This window comes from Pseudomonas sp. M2, assembly GCF_015751845.1.
GTDB classification, from domain to species: Bacteria; Pseudomonadota; Gammaproteobacteria; order Pseudomonadales; family Pseudomonadaceae; genus Aquipseudomonas; species Aquipseudomonas putida_E.
In genome coordinates, this window is the sequence record NZ_JADOUD010000001.1 from 1494624 (window position 1) to 1512408 (window position 17785).

Here is a 17785-nt window from a genome sequence, read left to right on the forward strand (position 1 = left end):
TGGCATTTATGTCAGTTGCTGCGCAGCGCTCAACGTGCCAGAGCACCTGCCAACGTGGGTTTGGGCTTGCGAAACACCAACACATTACCCGCCATGACTGCGACCAGCCCGAGCAAAGCCGGGGCTGTCCATTGATAGCCTTCGGCAAACGCCGACACGTTCAGCGCCACCAGCGGGAACAGCACCGTGCAATACGCAGCCCGCTCCGGGCCCATGCGCCCGACCAACGTCAGGTACGCGGTGAAACCGATCACTGAACCCGGTATCACCAGGTACAGCAGCGAGCCGACATAGCGCGTGTTCCACTCCATCGCAAATGGAATACCGCTGATCAGGCAATACACGGCCAGCATCGCGGCGCCATAGACCATGCCCCAGGCATTGGTGGTCATGGGCTTGAGGCCAGCTTTCTGCTGCATGCTCGACAGCATGTTGCCTGCCGAAAAGCACAACGTACCGAGCAAGGCCAGGCCGAGACCATAGAGCGTTTCGCGGCTTGCCGCATGGTGCGACAGCTCCGGCCAGAACAGCAGCCCCAACCCCAGAAGGCCAAGCGCGCCGCCACCGAGTACGTTGCTGGCAACCCTCTGGCCAAAAAAGAGGCGCGCGTTCAGCGCATTCCACAGTGTTGCAGTGGAAAACACCACGGCGATCAAGCCACTGGCGATCCACTGGCTGGCGGTGAGGAAACACATGAAATTGACGCAGAACAGGCACAGGCCCTGCGCCAGGCACAGCAGATGACCGCGCCGATTCATCGGCTGCAGGCGGCGGGTGAGCAGCAGGATGGCGAACAGAATCAGGCCGGCCAAGGCAAAGCGGTAGACGATCGAAACCGGGATGGCCACTTCACCCAATTGCAGTTTCAGGGCGATCCAGGTGGTACCCCAGATCAGGACAGTGAGCAGGTACAGGGAAAGGTTCATGGGGGTTCCTTAGGCATACGACCATGCATTGCGGGGGGCACCATGCGGCCAACCTGTGGGAGCTGGCTTGCCGGCGATCGAGGACGCAGCCCTCGCCAGGGCCATCAGTGTTCTCTGCGGCCAGTGAAGTGCGCTTGCACAAACTTGCGCTTTTCAGCATTCAGGGAGCTGCCACCTCGGCGCATCGGCAGTACGATGGCGACAGAGGAAAAGCTCATGACCCCACTGACCCAGTTGCACGTGTTCAACGCCATGCATGCCTCGCCCCACGCGAGGCTGGAACTGAGCGCGCACCTGGGCGACGGGCTGGCGGCGGCGCTATGGAGCAACCGTGACGATGCCCGCGACTATCAGGCGCCCAGCCACCACACGCTGTCGTGCTACATCGCCCACGGCACCGGCACCTTTCGCCGCCAGCGCCCAGCCGACAAAGGAGCGCCGGACAAATTGTGCATCATGCCGGCCGGCCACGAGTCCAACTGGGTGGTCAATGGGCAGATCCGCCTGGCGCACCTGTACATCAGCGAGGTGCAATTCGCCCTGGGCTGCGTGCGCCTGCTCGACCGGGAACCGCGGGAGATGCAACTGCAGGAAGCGACATTTCTCGACGACCCACGGCAGTCGGTGCGTTTTCGCCAGTTGATCAGCCTGGCCTGGGAAGAGCCAGGCGAGCGCTTGCTGGCCAGCAGCCTGGCACACGAGATCGTCGATCACGCCGTGCTCAGCCAGGTAGGGCTGCGCCAGGGGTTACGCCTCAAAGGCGGGTTGGCACCGAACCTGCGCCGGCAACTGGTGGAATACATCGAGACACACCTGGATCAGCCCATCACCCTCGGTGAGTTGGCCGTGCGTTGCAACCTCTCCGAGTATCACTTCGCACGCATGTTCCGCACCAGCTTCGGCTTGCCACCACACCAGTACCTGCTGGCCCGCCGGCTGCATCGGGCCTGCCAGCTGCTGCGCCTGGGCCAGCTGCCATTGGGAGACATTGCACTGCTGTGCGGGTTTGCCAGTGCCAGCCATTTCAGCAACCGCTTTCGCCAGGCAGTCGGCGCGACACCTGGCGACTATCGCGCCGCCTTCAGCCACTAGAACTCGAAGGTACTCGACAGGCTCACCTGGCGCGCATCACCTATGGCAACGAAGTACTGGTTCACCGCCGAGCTGTAGTAAACCTTGTCGAACAGGTTCTTCACGTTCAGTTGCAGGCGCACATTGTGCTCGTCGAGCCGGGTCTCGTACGTGGCGAAAGCATCGGCAACGGTGTAGCTGGGCAAGTCGAAGGTGTTGGTCGAGTTGCCCGGGCGCTCGCCGATATGACGGGCTCCGGCACCGAAACGCAAACGGTCGCCACCGAACAGGCTGCCGAAGTCGTACACCGCCGACAATGAGCCACTGTGCCTGGCCACGTTCTGCAGGCGGTTACCCTCGAGGTCCGGGTCCTTGGTCACCTTGGCGTCGGTAAAGGCATAGCTGCCGATCAGGCTCCAACGCTCACTGAGCTGTCCGGTCAGGTCAAGCTCCACCCCCCTTGAACTGACCTCGCCCGCATTGCTGTAGACCGTCTCGCCGGTACCGCTGTCGAAGTTGGAGACCAGCACGTTGCGCTTGGTGATGTCGAACAGCGCCAGGGTGCCGGTCAGGCTGCCAGGCATGTCGAGCTTGGCCCCCAGCTCCCACGACTTGCCCTCTTCCGGCGCAATCGACGAATCCAGCACCACACCGCCGGTCAGCGGGGCAATGCTGGAGTTGGGCTTGAACGACTCGCTGTAACTGCCATAGAACGACAACTGCTCATCGACCTTGTAGACGATGCCGGCATGCGGTACCCAGGCCTGGCCGCTGGTGTCGGTATTGGCCTTGAACGGCCGGCCGCGGCCGGCGTACTGGTCGTACTGCTGAAAGCGTGCGCCGGCCACCAGTATCCAGTGCTGGTCCAGGTGCAGTGCGTCCTGCAGGAACAGCGCCTCGGTGCGCAGCTTGTCGGTCTGGTCGCTGTCGCTGGCGCGCACCGTACTGCCCTCCACTTCCTGGCCATAGACCGGGTTCACATAACTGAAGGTGGACTGAGCGGTCTGGCGAATCAGGTCGCCGCGAAATACCTTGCGGTCTTCGTGATCAATGCCAATGAGCAGGTCATGCTGCATTCCGGCCAGCTCGACGTTGCCATTGAGGCTGAGGGTCGCGAACTGGTCGCGGCTCATGGCGTTGTGGGTGCCATCGATGCTGCGCGTAAGCGTGCCCTTGTCTTCGTTGACGCCGGTCACGCGCACTTGGCTTGCGTCGTAAGTCTCGCGGTTGAAGCTGTAGCCAGCGTGCAGTTTCCAATCGTCGGCCAACTGGTGGTCGACCTCAAGGCGATACAGGTCGGAGCGGCCTTCCATGTCGTTGAAGGGTTCATCCAGGCGGCGCGTGGCCGGAATGTCCAGCGGGTGGCCGTTGCTGCCGAACGCAGTGCCCCGGTCGAACGGGTAGAGAAACTCACGGTGCTCATAAGCCAGCACCACTTGGGTGTCCTCGCCCAGCCAGGCCAGCGACGGCGCCACCAGCGATTCGCGGTGCACGCCATAGTTGCGCCAGTAATCCTCGTCCTCATGATCGACGATCAAACGGTAGGCGAAGTTGCTGTCGCCCAGTGCCCCGGTGCTGTCGAACCCACCGCCGCTGCCGTTCTTGCCGCTGCCGTAGGTCGAGCCGCGCACGGTCAGGGCGTTGTACTGCCGCAATTGCGGGCGCTTGCTGACCACGTTGATCACCCCGCCCGGGTCCTGGATGCCATACAGCAGCGAAGCCGGGCCCTTGAGCACCTCGACCCGTTCGGTGCTCGCATTGAGGCTGCGCCCCTGCACGACGGGCATGCCATCGCGCATGATCGAACCGTCGCGGTTGTCACCGAAGCCGCGTTTCATCACCGTGTCGGAGGTGCCACCGAAATTGTTGCCCTGGGTGATGCCGCTGACATTGGCCAGGGCGTCATCCAGGTTGCGCGGGGCCTGGTCGCGGATGACCTGGGCAGGGACCACGTTGATGGCTTGGGGGATGTCCTGGGACGGGCCTTGGCCACGCATGATCGAGGCGCTGGCCGGCGGCTGGTAGCTGTAGGTGTCCATCTGCGAGGTCACCGTGGTGGCCTGCAGGTTGAGCGCACCGGAGGTGTCCACCGGTTCAAGCGTCAGGGTGCGGGCATCGACCCGGCGCCACGTCAGGCCAGCGTTGCCCAGCAATCGCTGCAGCGCCTGTTCGGCACTGAACGTACCCTGCAGGGCCGGTGCCTGCACGGCAGGCAGTTCCAAGGTGTAGACCACGCTCTGGCCGGTGGCACGGCTGAAGGCATTGAGCGCCTGGGGCAAGGGCTGGCTCGGCTGGGCGAACCGGTGCAGTTCAAGCTGCTCGGCGGCAAAGACACAAGGGGCAGCAGCCAAGGCCGAAAGCGCAGAGAAACCTAGCCAGAGAGGGACGCAACGGTGGGTGAACTTCATGGACGCTGACCTGTGAGAGGGTGATGACTGCGAATGAATCGCACTTCCACTCATTACACGGATGTCACGTCCTGTTACCTCATCCGCTTTTGAAAATTATTTTTCCAGTGCCGCCGCTTAACGGATAACGGTCAACCGGCCGAAAACCGTCTGCCGCGAGAACCCCATCACCTTGCCCAGCGAATCCAGTGCCGCCAGTGGCTCGCGCACCGGGAAACTGCCGCTGACCTTGCGCTGCCCCAACTCGCCGTCGAGCAGCACGATCCGCCCCGGGTAATAGCGCCCCAGGTCCTCGACCACCTGCGCCAATGGCACCTGGTAGTAATTGACCCAGCCCTGGCGCCAGGCCAGACGGCTGTCGCTGTCCACACTCGCCGTCTCACCGGCCCGGCCTCTGGCATAGGCCAGTTGCTGGTTGGCCGTCAGCTCAAGGGCGGCCTGCCCCTGAGCCGGCGTGACCGCCACCCGACCGTTGCGCACCGTGACCTGTGCACCCTCGGCCTGCTCGCGCACTTCGAACTCGGTGCCCAGCACCCGCACCTGCCCCCCCGCCGCCTGTACTACAAACGGGTCACCGGTGTGCGTGACCTTGAAGAATGCAGCGCCATGCAACAGCCGCACATGGCGCTGCCCCTGCTGGAAATCGACAGCAATGGCACTGCCCGCATCCAGCGTCACCTGCGACTGGTCAGCCAGCGTCACCTGGCGAATGGTGTCTGTGCTGCTGAAGTCGGCCTGCAGGTCCTGCAGCCAGTACCCCGGATGCCAGCCCCCGGCAACGCCCACGGCAAGCACCAGGCAGGCCGCTATGGCCAGTGCGCGGGCGCGCCGCCAGCGAGGCGGGGCAGGCGCCTTGGCCATGGCATCCAGGTATCGTTGCAGGTCTGCGTGTTCTTCCTCGGCCAGGCGTGCCGCGGGTGCCGCACTCTTGTGCCACAGCGCCTGGGCCTGGGCATAGGCTTCAAGGTGCCTGGGGTCGGCCAGCAACCAGCGCTTGAACGCCGCACTGTGCGCTACCTCAGGCTGCTCGTTGATCCTGGCCAGCCAATGCAGTGCAGCGTGCGACGGGTCGGCGGTGGTCAAGTCTGAATGGCTCATCGACGGGCGCTCCCTGGCCTGCGCATCGGGGTCGCGGGTTCGGCAACACTGGCCTTGCACGCTTGGAGGGCGCGCATCATATGCTTTTCCACGGCGCTCTGGGACAGCTGCATGGCCTTGGCGATTTCGCCGTACTTGCAGCCGTGTATGCGGTTGAGCAAAAAGATCTGCCGGGTGCGCTCGGGCAGGGCGCGCAGCGCCGCTTCGATGCGCTGCAGGTCATGGTCTACCTCAAGGGCCTGCTCCGGTGCCTGGGCCGAGCACTCATCCAGTTGCAGCGAAGCTTCGGCGATGCGTTCGCGGCTGCCTTCGCTGCGCAGATGGTCGATGGCCAGGTTGCCGGCGCAGCGCAGCAGGTAGGTATCCAGCGCCTCGACCTTGACCTCGGGGCGGCGCCAGAAGCGCAAGAACAGCTCCTGCACCAGGTCCGATGCAGTGGCGCGGCAGCCTACCCGACGGCTGACCAGGGCTTCCATGCGTGCGCGCTGGGCCATGAAGACCTGGACGAAACGTGCGCGCGTACTGTCGCTGTCAGGTTCGATCAAGGCATCACCCGCCAGATATGACCAGCAGTGGGCCCAGTACCAGGCTGGTCGCCGCCAGCCCCAGCAACAGGCGCGGCTGGTAAGGCAAGGCGAAGACCCACAGGGTCACCCCGGCCATCAACACAGCGACCCACTCCACCAAGCCATGGGCCCACCCACGCAGGTGCACCGACAGCAACAGCGATGCCAGCAGCAGCAACCAACCCGCCATACGCAGCCTGCGCAACTGGCCGACAGCAGGCTTGCGCCCGAGCAGGTCGCTGAAGTGCTTTTCCATCGCCAGGCACAAGGCGGCGAACCCGGCAAAACCGATCAGGGCGACGCTCAGCATCCGTTCACCTCGACCGTTTCAGCCGCTGCCTTTGACACCCGGGGCTCACGCTTGGCCACAGCCTTCGGAGCACGCAGCATCTTGCCTGCGGCCCAGGCCAAAAACAGGCCGGTGCCCAGTGCCGTGAGGTCCAGGCCCGCCATCGCCCAGTCGCCGGCGGCTACGCTGTGGTTCAGCCCCTGGCCGGTGGCCAGTGCATTGAGCAAAGGCAGCAGCGCGAAGGCCAGCGCGCCCAACCCAAGCTGCTCGCCCCAGGCTCGGCGCCCGGGGCGCAGCACGGCATGTACCAGCGACAACAGCCAGGCCACGAAGAACGTGTTCACCTCCCAGTCCGCCCGCCCTTGCAGCGCCACAGGCAGCAAGCGGTTGGCCCAGAAAAAGCCGGCCACCGCGAGCAGCAGGCCACTCATGCTGGCGATGTTGAGCACCTCGACCAGGCGCAACTCAGCGGGCATGCGTTCGCGCTTGGCATGCTTGAGCTGGCGCTTGCCAAGCCACATCACCAGGCCCGTACCGATGACCGCAGTACCCGCCACCCCGAACACGAAGTACAGCCAGCGCAACCAGGGCCCGGCGAAGTTGCCCATGTGCAGGCCGACGAAGCTGAACGAAGTCATCATCGCAGCGCTTTCCGGTGCCCCCTGGCTCAGCAGCTCGCCCGTGCTGCCGTCGAACATCCAGTTGGCGCTGCGCTTGTAGGCGATGTTGTCGGCCGAAGCCTGGGCGAAGCTCACGCGAGCGTTGCGGTCGCCCGGGTTGTGCACCTGGATGTAACCCATGCGGGCACCGGGGACCTGCGCCTGAACCTTGGCGTACAAGCCGGCCAACGGCACCAGTGGCGCAGCGACGTTGGCCACCTTGGGCACCTCCTCTGGGCCGAACAGGTCGTTGAAGTAGCCGTTGGTAGTGCCGCCATAGCTGGCCATGATGCTGGCCGGCATCACCATGTACATGAAGATCACCAGGCTGCTGTAACTGATCATCAGATGGAACGGCAACACCAGCACACCGATTGCGTTGTGCCCATCCAGCCACGAGCGCTGGCCCTTGCCGGGGCGGAAGGTGAAGAACTCCTTGAAGATCTTCTTGTGGGTGATGATGCCGGTGACCAGGCCCAGCAACATGATGAACGCGCAGAAGGTCGCCAGCCAGCGCCCCCAGGGGTGGGGCATCTGCAGCTGGAAGTGGAAGCGGTAGAAGAACTCGCCGCCGCGGCTGTCACGGGCCTCTACTGGCTGCCCGGTCTGGGCGTCGAGTTGCTTGCTGACAAAGCCACGGCGCCCGCCGGCAGGGTCACGCCAGCCGACGCTCAACGCGGCTTCGCGCTCGCTGGGCAAGCGGATCATCCAGTTGCCCGAGTGCGCCGCGTTGGCCTCCAGGTAGCGCTGGGCCAGGCCCAGGCTGGCCACCGGGTCGAGCGCGTGGCGGCGGACTTCGGGCTGTGCCCAGTGGCTGATCTCTTCCTTGAAATACGACAGTGTGCCGGTCAGGAAAATTGCGAAAAGCAGCCAGCCGAAAATCAGCCCGGTCCAGGTGTGCAGCCAGGCCATCGCCTGGCGGAAACCGCCCTTCATGGGTTCTTCATCCAATAGGCCAGCCCGTTGATCAGCCCCAGCAGCAGGCTCGGCAGCAACACGCCGAGCCAGGCATGCCAGGCGCTGCGGCAGGCAAAGCACCAGATGAAGGCCAACAGGTAGAAAACGAACGACAGCATCATGCCGGTCATGGCCGCGTCGACTTGCGCCAACGGCACCAGCAAGGTGATGCAGACACTGGCCATGGACGCCAGCAGGTACCCACCCAGCACCGCTGCCAGGCAGCGTGAGGTCACGGCCAGGCGGTAGCTGAGGGGCAGTCCGGCGGCATTGCGCTTCATGGCGGAGGTCCGGGAAACTCTGGGGGCTGCAATAGTAATGATTTCAATTCGCATAAGCAAAGTCTGAAAGACTTTGGGTTTTTAACCGGTCTTATGTAGTCAAAGGGCTGCCCGGTAGCCTCTGCGGGGTTAATTGCAACAGAAAATTTATTTCACGAAGGGCTTGAATTCAGGCTTCGGTTGCCTGACCTTAGAGTCAAGAGGCGAAGAATTTCCAAGGGCCTCAAGGGCCTAGGCACGCCTCCATGCGAGCAAGCTGAATAAGGATTGAATCATGCAAATCCAGGTCAACAGCAGCAACCATATCGAAGGCAACATCCGTCTCAACGAGTGGGTCCGCAGTACGCTGCAAACCACACTCGAACGTTACGAGGAGGACCTCACCCGCATCGAGGTGCACCTGCGCGACGAGAACGGCGCCAAGCCCGGGCCGCATGACAAACGCTGCCAGATGGAGGCTCGCCCCAAAGGCCATCAACCGATTTCCGTGACCCATACCGCCGCTTCGCTGGACCAGGCGGTGGATGGAGCCGCCAGCAAGCTGAACAATGCGCTGGATCATTTCTACGGCAAGCTGCGCAGCAAGCGCGGCGTACTGGAACTGAGCGATCCCGACGCCTGACCCTTGCCAGTAAGCAAAAACGCCCGGCCATGTGCCGGGCGTTTTCGTTTTCACCTTCGTCCAGTTGAGTCAGTACTTGGCAACCTGCAACAGTGGTTGCGGGAACAGGTTGTCCAGTGTCTCCAGCAACCGTGCGTAATAGATGGGCTTGCGGAAGAAATCCAGCACCTGCAGGCGCAGCAGGTCGCTGAGGTCTTGCGCACCGGCGTGCCCCGACATGACGATCACCGGCAAATGCTGCCGGGCCGTATGGTCGCGCAGGCGCTGGATCAAACCGATGCCGCTTTCTTCCGGCATGCGTAGATCAGTGATGACCAAGGCAACGTCCGGATAACGGGTGAGCAGTTGCAGGGCAGCTTTCACCGAGCCTGCCGTGTGGCAGTAGTACCCCTCGTTGTCGAGGAGTTCGGCCAACTCAAGCAGGTGCTCTTCCTCGTCATCGACCAGAAGAATCTGCTGACGCGAGGGAGAGTTCTGCATGTGCGGCTCCTGTTGATCCGGTCCGACGAAACATCGCCTGTTATTGGTCTAGTTCAGGGCCGTCTGGATTGCGGTGAACATGGTACTGATGTTGCCGGAGATCCCGGGAACGAACCCGGCCAATACCACCGCCACCATCGCCGCGATGACCGCGTACTCGATACCCGAGGCACCGTCCTTGCGATGCAGGAATTGCTTGCAGTGAAGGATGACCTGTTTCAGCAACATGACCAGCTCCTTGCGGCGAACTCGCCGGCGACAATGGTGTCAAAGTGACGCCTGTTTGCCATCAAAGGATTGCCAAGCTGGAGCCGTCTGCAAATATAAAAAAGCATTAGTCATCAGGTGATAATCCAAAAGAATTAGATCCTTTTATTTCAACAACCGACTGTTTTAATTGGGTTTACGTTCTGGCTACAAAAAAAGCCGAGCGCCTAATGGCGAATGGCGATGGGTGGGCTACCGTGCAATAGCGAAATAGTGACTTTTTGCCACCACTCGACGCGTGCACGGAGGCCAGCCATGAGCAGTCGCTTGACCATGATTCTGGCTGCCCTTTTCCTGCTCGGCGCACTGCTCGCGGGATACTGGGGGGTCGTGCTCAGCCGCCCCCCTGCACCCCCCCAGCCGGTAGCCCCCGCCGCCGAGCAGCCGCCTGCGGTGGTTGCAGCGCCCACCCCGCAACCGCCCGAGCCGCAGCGCTTCCCCATCGTCGTGCTGCGCAAGGCGCTGCCGGCCAATACGCCCTTGACCGCAGACGACGTGCTGCTCGAGCGCTTGCAGGTAGTCCCTGCCGGTGCCTTCCAGCAAGTGGACCAAGTGATCGGACGCAGCAGCGCCAGGCCACTGGCCGCAGGTAGCTGGCTGGACGAGTCGAGCTTCCAGCCCGGCGGACCGCTGGCACGGATGATCCGTGCCCACGAGCGGGCCGTTGCGGTAGGCGTGGACGACGTGGTCGGCGCCGCCGGGCAACTGTACCCGGGTGATTTTGTCGACGTGCTGCTGTACCTGCGCGAAGAGGCCAACAACCCGCAGTCTTCTGCCCAGGTCGTGCTGCCGGCCCTGCGCGTGCTGAGCGTCGGGGAACAGATGGGCGTTACCAATGACGGCCGCCCGGCACTGACCGCCGAGGAGCTCAAGGCCCGACGCGAGCAGGCGACCCCAGGCAACCTCGCAAGCACCCGCACCGTGGTGCTGGCAGTCCCTGAAGCCTTGGCCAGCCGCCTGATGCTGGCAGCCCAGGTCGGCACCCTGCGCCTGGCCGTGCGCAGTGCCGCCGAGCAGCGGCTGGCCCGCTATTGGGCCCAAGCGGATAGCCAACCGCAGGTAGAAAGCATCAACCGGGAACTCTATCGGTTCAGCCAGCTTTCCCAGGCGCCATTGGCCAAAACCGCCTCAACCGCTGCAGCCGTTGCAAGCATGCAGATCATCCGTGGCGCACAGGCCGCGGACGCCAACAAGACCCCCTGACAAGGCAAGGATGCAGTATGCGTAGTTCCGAGCGTTGCAGTTCAAAACGGTTCTTCAGCCTCGCGTGCCTTGCCCTGCTCATGGTTGCGCTGCTGCCGAAGGCCCATGCCGCCAGCAACGGCTGCGAAGCATTTGCCCAGCTGCCTTCAGTGATCGAAATCGACCAAGGCCTGCAGCAAGAATTGCGCTTGCCGCTGGCGATCACCCGCGCCGCCGTCGGCGACCCCAAGGTTGCCGACGTGCAACCCAGCGGTGACCGCGCCGTGCTGGTGACGGCCGTGGGCCAGGGCAATACCACGCTCATGCTGTGGACAGCCTGCGCACCGGCGCCACACCGGGCCATGCTGTTCGTCAAAGGCCAGGCCAGCGCCGCCATGGCCGAAACGGGCCTGCCGCCGTCGCTGGATCCGGAGTTGCCAAGCCAGGTGCAGGCCGATATCCGCTTCGTCGAGGTGCGCCGCACCAAGTACAAGGAAGCCGGCGCCCGGCTGTTTTTCAGCGGCTCGAACAACAGCCTGATCGGATCGCCGGGTACCGTGCCAGGCACTTCGGTGACACCGGGCGCCGTGCCTGTCACCTCGCCACAGATCCCGCTCAACGACGGGGTGTTCAACATCGTCTGGGGCGGCGGCAGCAGCCGCTTCCTGGCGGCCATCAATGCCCTGGAAAACAGCGGTTTCGCCTACACCCTGGCGCGCCCCAGCCTCACCGTGCTCAGCGGCCTGACTGCAAGCTTCCTGGCCGGTGGCGAGATACCGATCCCGGTGCCCAGCGCCGGCAGTGACAACTTCTCGATCGAGTACAAGGAGTTCGGCGTGCGCCTGGCACTGACGCCGACCGTGATCAGCCGCGACCGCATTACCCTGAAGGTAGCACCTGAAGTGAGCGAGCTGGATTACACCAACGCGGTGACCATTGGCGGCACAAGCGTACCGGGGCTGAGCATACGGCGCACCGATACCAGCATTTCCCTGGCCGATGGCGAGAGTTTCATCATCAGCGGCCTGGTCGGCAACAACACCCGCTCCGCCGTGGACAAGCTCCCCGGCCTGGGCAACCTGCCGATCCTTGGCGCGTTCTTCCGGCAATCGGCCCTGATACGTGAGGAGACCGAGTTGCTGATGATCGTCACCCCGCACCTGGTTCAACCGCTGGCGGCCAATGCCCGCCTGCCGGAACTGCCCGGCGAAGGGTTGCGTACCTACGACCCCAGCTGGGGCCGGCTGTTCTTCATGGAAAACGGCAACTTCGATGGCCAAAGCGGGTTATCACGATGAACGAGAGCCTCAACCAGACCTTTCTGGGCATCACCCGCAATGAAGAAGACCTGCAGTGGCTGCAGAGCGCGCTGGCACCCCAAGGCCAGGTGATCGGCGCCAGTGGCGGCAGCCTCGACGAACTGCTGGCGCTGATCAATGCGACCTTCAGCACCCTGGTGTTCATCGGCCTGGACCGTGAGCAACTGGTCAATCAGTGCGCACTGATCGAGGGGGTGCTTGAAGCCAAGCCGCTATTGGCGATCGTCGCTCTGGGCGATGGCATGGACAATCAACTGGTGCTGCACGCCATGCGTGCCGGCGCCCGCGATTTCGTCGCCTACGGCTCACGGGCCAGTGAAGTGGCCGGGCTGGTCCGGCGGCTGGGCAAGCGCATGCCCACCGTCACCAACAACCCCAGCCTGGGCGGCCTGACCGTGCTGTACGGTGTGCAGACCGGTGCCGACGGCGCTTTGCTGACCACGCACCTGGCGCGGGTGGTACAGGAAAGCGGCCAGCAGACCCTGCTGCTGGACCTGGGCATGCCACGTGGCGACAGCCTGGCGCTGCTGGGGCTGGAGGCGTCGTTCTATTTCGGCGATGCCCTGCGCCACCTGCGCCGGCTCGACACCACCCTGATCGACAGTGCTTTCACCCGCGACAAGAAAGGCCTGCGCCTGCTGACCTTTGCCGAAAACGATGACCCGCTGCGCCAGACCAGTGCCGCCGAGCTGTACATGCTGCTCAGCGCACTGCGCCAGCACTTCCAGCACATCGTCGTGAACCTGACCGGGCATGCCGACAGCGAAGCCCTGCGCACCATCATCAGCCACTGCGACAAGCTCATCATCTATACCGACCAGAACATCCTCGACTGCCGGCGCAACCTCGAAGTGCTGGAGCTGTGGCGCGATCATGGCATCAAGCTGGAGCATGCCAGCCTCTTGGTCGACCGCTACCTGGGCAATGTCGCCCCGGATGCCGAGAGCCTGGCCAAGCGCTATGCGCTGCCGCTGCTCAAGGTCATGCCCGACAGCCCCGAGGTGCGGCTGAACGTGAAAAACCAGGGCCTGAGCCTGTTCGAACTGGCCCCGCGCGAAAACCTTACCCAAGCCCTGCGCGGCCTGGGTGAGCGCTTGGCGCAGCGTTCGGAAAACCTTGCGCCACCGGCCTTTACCTGGCTGCGTCGGCTATGGGGCAGCAAATGAACGGCGACCAACCCTTCGGCGGCCCCCACCATGCCACGGGCGACCCTTATGCGCTCAAGCGTGCACTGCACCGCTTTGCCATCGATGCCATCGAAGACAGCGGCCGCAACCTGCTCGAAGGCGCGCGCCCGGCACTGACGCAGTTTGTGCTGGAGCAGGTGGGCGATTACGTGGCGCGCCTGCGCCTGGCAATGTCACGCTACGAAATGGAGCGCCTGGCCGAAGAACTGGTCGACGAGCTGACCGGGTTCGGGCCGCTGGAGGTGCTGCTGCGGGACGCCAGTGTCACCGAGATTCTGGTCAACGGGCCGCACAGGGTGTTCGTCGAGCGGGCCGGGCAGTTGCAACAGACCGACCTGCGTTTCATCGATGCCCAACACGTCGAGCGCGTCATGCAACGCATCCTTGCACCGCTCGGGCGCAGGCTGGACGAATCGTCGCCGATGGTCGACGCGCGCCTGCCCGACGGCAGCCGGGTCAATGCGATCATTCCACCCGTGGCCCTGGACGGGCCGTGCCTGTCGATCCGCAAATTCCGCCAGGACATGCTCAAAAGTGCCGACCTGCTCGCCACCCGTGCCATCGACCAGCACATTTTCGACTTCCTCGAGCGCGCCGTGGGTCGGCGCTGCAACATCCTGGTCAGCGGCGGCACCGGCACCGGCAAGACCACCCTGCTGAACATCCTCAGCCAGATGATCGCCCCGCGCGAGCGCCTGGTGACCATCGAAGACGTCGCCGAACTGCAACTGCACCATCCCCACGTGGTACGCCTGGAAACCCGCCCGCCAAATGCCGAGGGGCACGGCGAGATCAAGGCCAGCGAGCTGATCCGCAATGCCCTGCGCATGCGCCCGGACCGTATCATCCTCGGCGAGATCCGCGGCACCGAGGTGCTGGACGTGCTCACCGCGATGAACACTGGCCACGACGGCTCGATGAGTACGGTGCACGCCAACACCGCGCAGGACGCCTTGCTGCGCCTGGAAACCCTGGTTGGCCTGAGCGGGCGGCAGATCGCCGAGAAGACCTTGCGGCAGATGATCTGCGCGGCACTGGACGTGGTGATCCAGCTGACCCGCCTGCCCGACGGTCGCCGCTGCGTCAGTGAAATCCTGGAAGTGGTCGGCGTGCGTGACGACGTGTATGTGACCAATACCCTGTTCCGCCTCGACCGCCGCGGCGGCGACGTGTTTCTGCGGGAGGCGCCGAACCCCGCGGGCAGCAAACTGCGCCATGAAGGTGTGCAATGACCGGCCCCCTGCTGCTGGCGCTGGCGCCCCTGTTGCTGGGCGTCTCCCTGATGCTGTTTCGCCTGGGCCTGTACAAGCGCAGCGAACAGCGCATTCTCCAGCGCCTGGGGCGGGCCTTTGAATTGGTCCGCAGCGGCAATGCACGGCGCGCCTGGCTCGAGCCGCTGTTGCAACGTGCCGGGCTTGGCGCAACCGACTGGCAACCGCAGCGCTGGCTGCTGGCCTGGCTCGGCCTGGCACTGGTGGCGCTGCTGGGGGCCGGGTGGGTGGCCGGGCTGATGGTGCTGGTCGGCCTGCCGCTGCTCGGCTATTTCACCCTCAGTTGGCTATGCCGACGGCGCGTGCACCAGCTTGTCGAACAACTGCCCGCTTTGCTGGACTACAGCGTGCGCAGCCTCAAGGCCGGGCGCACCCTCAATGATGCGGTCCTTGGTGGTATCGACGGCTCTCGCGAGCCCTTGCGCTCGACCATGACCCGGGTACGGCGCAACGTACAGCTGGGCGTGCCGCTGGACGATGCGGTCAACGAACTGGCCGAGCTTTACAACCAGGACGAGCTGCGTCTGTTCGCCATGGGGCTGCGCATCAACCAGCGCTACGGCGGCAATACCAGCGAGCTGATGGAGAACCTGATCAAGCTGATCCGCGAGCGCGAACAAGGCAGCCGTCAGCTCAAGGCCATGACCGGCGAAACCCGCATCACAGCGATGGTCCTGGGTGCCTTGCCGCTGTGCATGGTCGGCTACTTCCTGATGGCCAATCCGCACTACCTGCTGACCATGTGGCAAGACAGCAGCGGCCAGATGATGCTGCTGTTCGCCTTCGCCCTGCAGGTGGTCGGCTGCCTGGTGCTGTGGCGCATGATGAGGAGCCTTTGACCATGGCCTTGTTGCTCTGCGCCGTGTGCCTGTTCATCGCCGCCGGCTTGCTTGGCGTGCAGGCCGCCCGGCAGCTGCGTGCCCGCTACCTGGTCGCTCGCAGGCTGCAGGGGCGGCTGACGCGCGAGGAGCGCCTGGGGGACTGGCTGCACTGGCTGGGCAGTAGCCCGCTGGGGCGGCGCCTGCAGAAACTCGACGGGGAAACCCAAGCCTTGCTTGACCGTGTCGGCTGGCGCCGCAGCCGCCAGCGGGCGCTGTTCGCTGCCATGCAACTGGGGCTGCCGCTGCTGGCGGTCGTGCTGACACTGATCCTGCAGCAAGGCGTGCTAGGCGGTGAAGGCACGCACTGGTTGGTCTGGCCGTTATGCGCCTTGGGTGCCAGCTACCTGTTGCCCAAGCGCTTGCTGGCGGTTGCCGCCAGACGGCGCCAGCAGCGTATCGCCCAGGAAGTCAGCCTGATGATTCCGCTGCTGCGCATTCTCTTCGAGACCGGTCTGGCCGTAGAGCAGGCACTGCGCGTGCTGAGCCAGGAAGGCCAGGCGCTGGTCCCCGAAATCAGCGAAGAGTTGCGCCAGGTGCTGCAACGGGTGGACTCGGGCCTGGCGCTCGGCCCGGAGCTGGAAAAGAGCGCCCGGGTACTGGCCGTGGATGAGTTCATCGACACCTGCGTGATCCTTCAACAGTTGCTGGTACAGGGCAGTGGTGCGATGAAATCGCTGCTCGCGCTCAAGGACCTGCTCGATGACCGGCGCCTGACACGCATGCAGGAACGGGTATCGAAAATGTCGGCAAAAATGTCGGCGGTGATGATGGTATTCCTCTTCCCGGCACTGCTCATCGTCCTGGCCGGGCCGGGATTTTCCGCCTTGACGCGGGCCTTGGGCCCCTAGGGAGTAATGGATGAAAGCGACCCTGTTGTTCACCGGCCTGCTCTTGCTGACAGGATGCGCCGGCCAGCAGCCTGAAGGGTTCGGACACCTGTTCGGCACCTCGAGCTGCGGCAAGCCGAACGCCGATCAGCAACTGGCGCTGAACCTGGCGGACGAGATGCTCAACGATGGCCGCCCGCATGCCAGCCTGGCGCACCTGGAGCAGTTGCCCAACACCCTCGACCAGGTACGCTTGCGCAAGGCCAGGGTCTCGCGCTTGTTGGGGCGTAGCGAAGCAGAACCGCTGTACCGCAGCCTGCTCGGCGGCTGCCTCGCGGCCGAAGGTGAACATGGCCTGGGCCAGCTCGCCTCGGCCCGGGGCGATGACGTGCAGGCCTTGCAGAACCTGCAGCGTGCGGCGCGTCTGGCCCCCACCGACGAGCGGGTTCGCAACGACCTGGGTGTGGTGCTGATGAGCATGGGCCGGTATGAACAGGCACGGTTCGAATTCCTGACCGCCATCGAGCTCAAGGATGACAACCCGCTGCCCGCCGTCAACCTGGTGACCTTGGCGCTGCTGCAGGACAACTGGCAGCAAGCCACCGACCTGGTCGGCCGCCTGCGGCTCAAACCGGCGCAGTTTGCCCAGGCCCAGGCACGCGCCAGCCAGATCAAAGCCACAGGACGCGGGCCGATAGCTTCGGCCAGTGGCGCAGGTGTGATGGTCAACTGAGCAAAGGAGAAGGTCATGATCAGGTATGTGATGCTGCTGGCCTGCTGCACCGGTATTACCACGGCCTGGGCAGAGGATTACCCACGCCAGCAACCGCCTGCGCTGACGGCAACCGAAGCGCTGCTGCGAGTGCAGTCCAGTGGCGAACAGGCGTCCACGCGCCTGCAGGTGCAGACGGCGCGCGAGCGTGATCTGTCCAAGCAGCGCTGGCTGGAAACCTACAAGTACGCCATTCCGGATTTCTATCGCTGGACCAAGATGACTGAGTCGAACAACTGACCGGGCCTGGCGATCTCACTGCAGGCACGCGCTGGTCAGCAAAAAACCCACCAGCACAAAGGGCGCGAAAGGCTGCTTTTCAGCCCCCTGCCCTGCCCTGCGCCGCGCCCACCGTCGCAACAGCGCCCAGACCAGCAAGGTGCCGCCGGCGCCGATGAACGTACCGAGCACGTAGTCCTGGCTGGTGGCCAGCCCCAGCGCGCCGAGCAACTTGACGTCGCCGGCACCGAAACGCCCCATCGCGTAGCCGGGCAACGTGAGCAGCAACACAATCGCCAGTGCCCAGCCGGCATCACTGGCCCGGGCGCCGATCCAGCTATGCCCGGTAACCGCCAGCCACACCAGCGCACAGGCTGCGACGCCCAGGGTCAGAAGGTTGGAAATCTGCCGTTCGCGGACATCTTGCCGGCTGCACAAGGCAAGCCACAGCAGCAGGGCGATACTGGATATTGGCAATTGGCCATCCCTGTTCGTCGAAGGCT

20 protein-coding genes are annotated in these 17785 nt (G+C 64.2%); 10 read left to right on the top strand and 10 right to left on the bottom strand.

The genetic code is table 11. The features are described 5' to 3' along the window. Nucleotides 1-29 precede the first annotated feature (29 nt). Nucleotides 30-926: a DMT family transporter gene (locus IWW33_RS07025; RefSeq protein WP_174142255.1), complete on the bottom strand. Its 897-nt coding sequence runs from the start codon at nt 924-926 to the stop codon at nt 30-32. Nucleotides 927-1142: 216 nt separating this feature from the next. On the opposite strand from IWW33_RS07025, the gene IWW33_RS07030 reads away from it, so the two are divergent. After that, a complete protein-coding gene (locus IWW33_RS07030) occupies nt 1143-2018 on the top strand; it encodes an AraC family transcriptional regulator (RefSeq protein WP_046784794.1) in 876 nt (291 codons plus the stop codon). Here IWW33_RS07030 and IWW33_RS07035 read toward each other — a convergent pair. The 6 genes from IWW33_RS07035 to IWW33_RS07060 form a co-directional block, all read right to left on the bottom strand. Further along, complete coding sequence (locus tag IWW33_RS07035) at nt 2015-4405, bottom strand: TonB-dependent receptor (protein WP_174142254.1); 2391 nt, start codon at nt 4403-4405, stop codon at nt 2015-2017. The two genes, IWW33_RS07030 and IWW33_RS07035, sit on opposite strands and share 4 nt — an antisense overlap. A 117-nt stretch (nt 4406-4522) precedes the next feature. Beyond that, nucleotides 4523-5503, bottom strand: coding sequence for a FecR domain-containing protein (locus IWW33_RS07040; protein ID WP_119688293.1), 981 nt, complete (start codon nt 5501-5503; stop codon nt 4523-4525). Next, on the bottom strand, nt 5500-5997 hold the full coding sequence (locus IWW33_RS07045) for a sigma-70 family RNA polymerase sigma factor (RefSeq protein ID WP_223255085.1): 498 nt from the start codon (nt 5995-5997) through the stop codon (nt 5500-5502). The genes IWW33_RS07040 and IWW33_RS07045 overlap by 4 nt, the downstream gene beginning before the upstream one ends. 55 nt (nt 5998-6052) lie before the next feature. Next, entirely contained in the window at nt 6053-6379 is a 327-nt protein-coding gene (locus IWW33_RS07050) for a DUF3325 domain-containing protein (RefSeq protein WP_174142253.1), read from the bottom strand. Next, on the bottom strand, nt 6373-7953 hold the full coding sequence (locus IWW33_RS07055; protein ID WP_174142252.1) for a PepSY-associated TM helix domain-containing protein: 1581 nt from the start codon (nt 7951-7953) through the stop codon (nt 6373-6375). Before IWW33_RS07055 ends, IWW33_RS07050 begins: the two co-directional genes overlap by 7 nt. Further along, on the bottom strand, nt 7950-8255 hold the full coding sequence (locus IWW33_RS07060; protein WP_046784788.1) for a DUF3649 domain-containing protein: 306 nt from the start codon (nt 8253-8255) through the stop codon (nt 7950-7952). Before IWW33_RS07060 ends, IWW33_RS07055 begins: the two co-directional genes overlap by 4 nt. Before the next feature lie 274 nt (nt 8256-8529). Here IWW33_RS07060 and IWW33_RS07065 point away from each other — a divergent pair, with 274 nt between their 5' ends. Then, nucleotides 8530-8877, top strand: coding sequence for an HPF/RaiA family ribosome-associated protein (locus IWW33_RS07065; RefSeq protein ID WP_012312780.1), 348 nt, complete (start codon nt 8530-8532; stop codon nt 8875-8877). 69 nt (nt 8878-8946) lie between these two features. Here IWW33_RS07065 and IWW33_RS07070 read toward each other — a convergent pair whose 3' ends face one another. Next, entirely contained in the window at nt 8947-9357 is a 411-nt protein-coding gene (locus IWW33_RS07070; RefSeq protein ID WP_115273593.1) for a response regulator, read from the bottom strand. Nucleotides 9358-9405: 48 nt separating this feature from the next. Then, the gene (locus tag IWW33_RS07075) at nt 9406-9585 is read right to left on the bottom strand and encodes a Flp family type IVb pilin (RefSeq protein ID WP_046784786.1); all 180 of its coding nucleotides are present in this window, start codon (nt 9583-9585) and stop codon (nt 9406-9408) included. Between the two features lie 294 nt (nt 9586-9879). Here IWW33_RS07075 and cpaB point away from each other — a divergent pair, with 294 nt between their 5' ends. From cpaB to IWW33_RS07115, 8 genes are read left to right on the top strand one after another with little or no spacing between them, the layout of a single operon-like run. Beyond that, nucleotides 9880-10827 (top strand): Flp pilus assembly protein CpaB, encoded by a 948-nt coding sequence (gene cpaB, locus IWW33_RS07080; RefSeq protein ID WP_196914258.1) that lies wholly within the window; start codon nt 9880-9882, stop codon nt 10825-10827. A 17-nt stretch (nt 10828-10844) separates the two neighbouring features. Continuing rightward, nucleotides 10845-12104, top strand: a complete 1260-nt coding sequence (locus IWW33_RS07085) for a type II and III secretion system protein family protein (RefSeq protein WP_046784784.1) — start codon at nt 10845-10847, stop codon at nt 12102-12104. Then, entirely contained in the window at nt 12101-13291 is a 1191-nt protein-coding gene (locus IWW33_RS07090) for a pilus assembly protein (protein ID WP_046784783.1), read from the top strand. Before IWW33_RS07085 ends, IWW33_RS07090 begins: the two co-directional genes overlap by 4 nt. Continuing rightward, nucleotides 13288-14544 (top strand): CpaF family protein, encoded by a 1257-nt coding sequence (locus IWW33_RS07095; protein ID WP_115273591.1) that lies wholly within the window; start codon nt 13288-13290, stop codon nt 14542-14544. The genes IWW33_RS07090 and IWW33_RS07095 overlap by 4 nt, the downstream gene beginning before the upstream one ends. Then, entirely contained in the window at nt 14541-15422 is an 882-nt protein-coding gene (locus tag IWW33_RS07100) for a type II secretion system F family protein (protein ID WP_115273590.1), read from the top strand. Before IWW33_RS07095 ends, IWW33_RS07100 begins: the two co-directional genes overlap by 4 nt. 2 nt (nt 15423-15424) lie before the next feature. Further along, entirely contained in the window at nt 15425-16312 is an 888-nt protein-coding gene (locus IWW33_RS07105; protein WP_115273589.1) for a type II secretion system F family protein, read from the top strand. 10 nt (nt 16313-16322) lie between these two features. Further along, nucleotides 16323-17024, top strand: a complete 702-nt coding sequence (locus tag IWW33_RS07110; protein WP_046784779.1) for a tetratricopeptide repeat protein — start codon at nt 16323-16325, stop codon at nt 17022-17024. Between the two features lie 15 nt (nt 17025-17039). After that, nucleotides 17040-17303, top strand: coding sequence for a DUF3613 domain-containing protein (locus IWW33_RS07115; RefSeq protein ID WP_012312770.1), 264 nt, complete (start codon nt 17040-17042; stop codon nt 17301-17303). A gap of 15 nt (nt 17304-17318) precedes the next feature. On the opposite strand, the gene IWW33_RS07120 is transcribed toward IWW33_RS07115, so the two are convergent. Next, nucleotides 17319-17753 carry a prepilin peptidase gene (locus IWW33_RS07120; protein WP_115275473.1) on the bottom strand — a complete coding sequence of 145 codons (435 nt, stop codon included), beginning with the start codon at nt 17751-17753 and terminating at the stop codon, nt 17319-17321. Nucleotides 17754-17785: the final 32 nt, after the last annotated feature.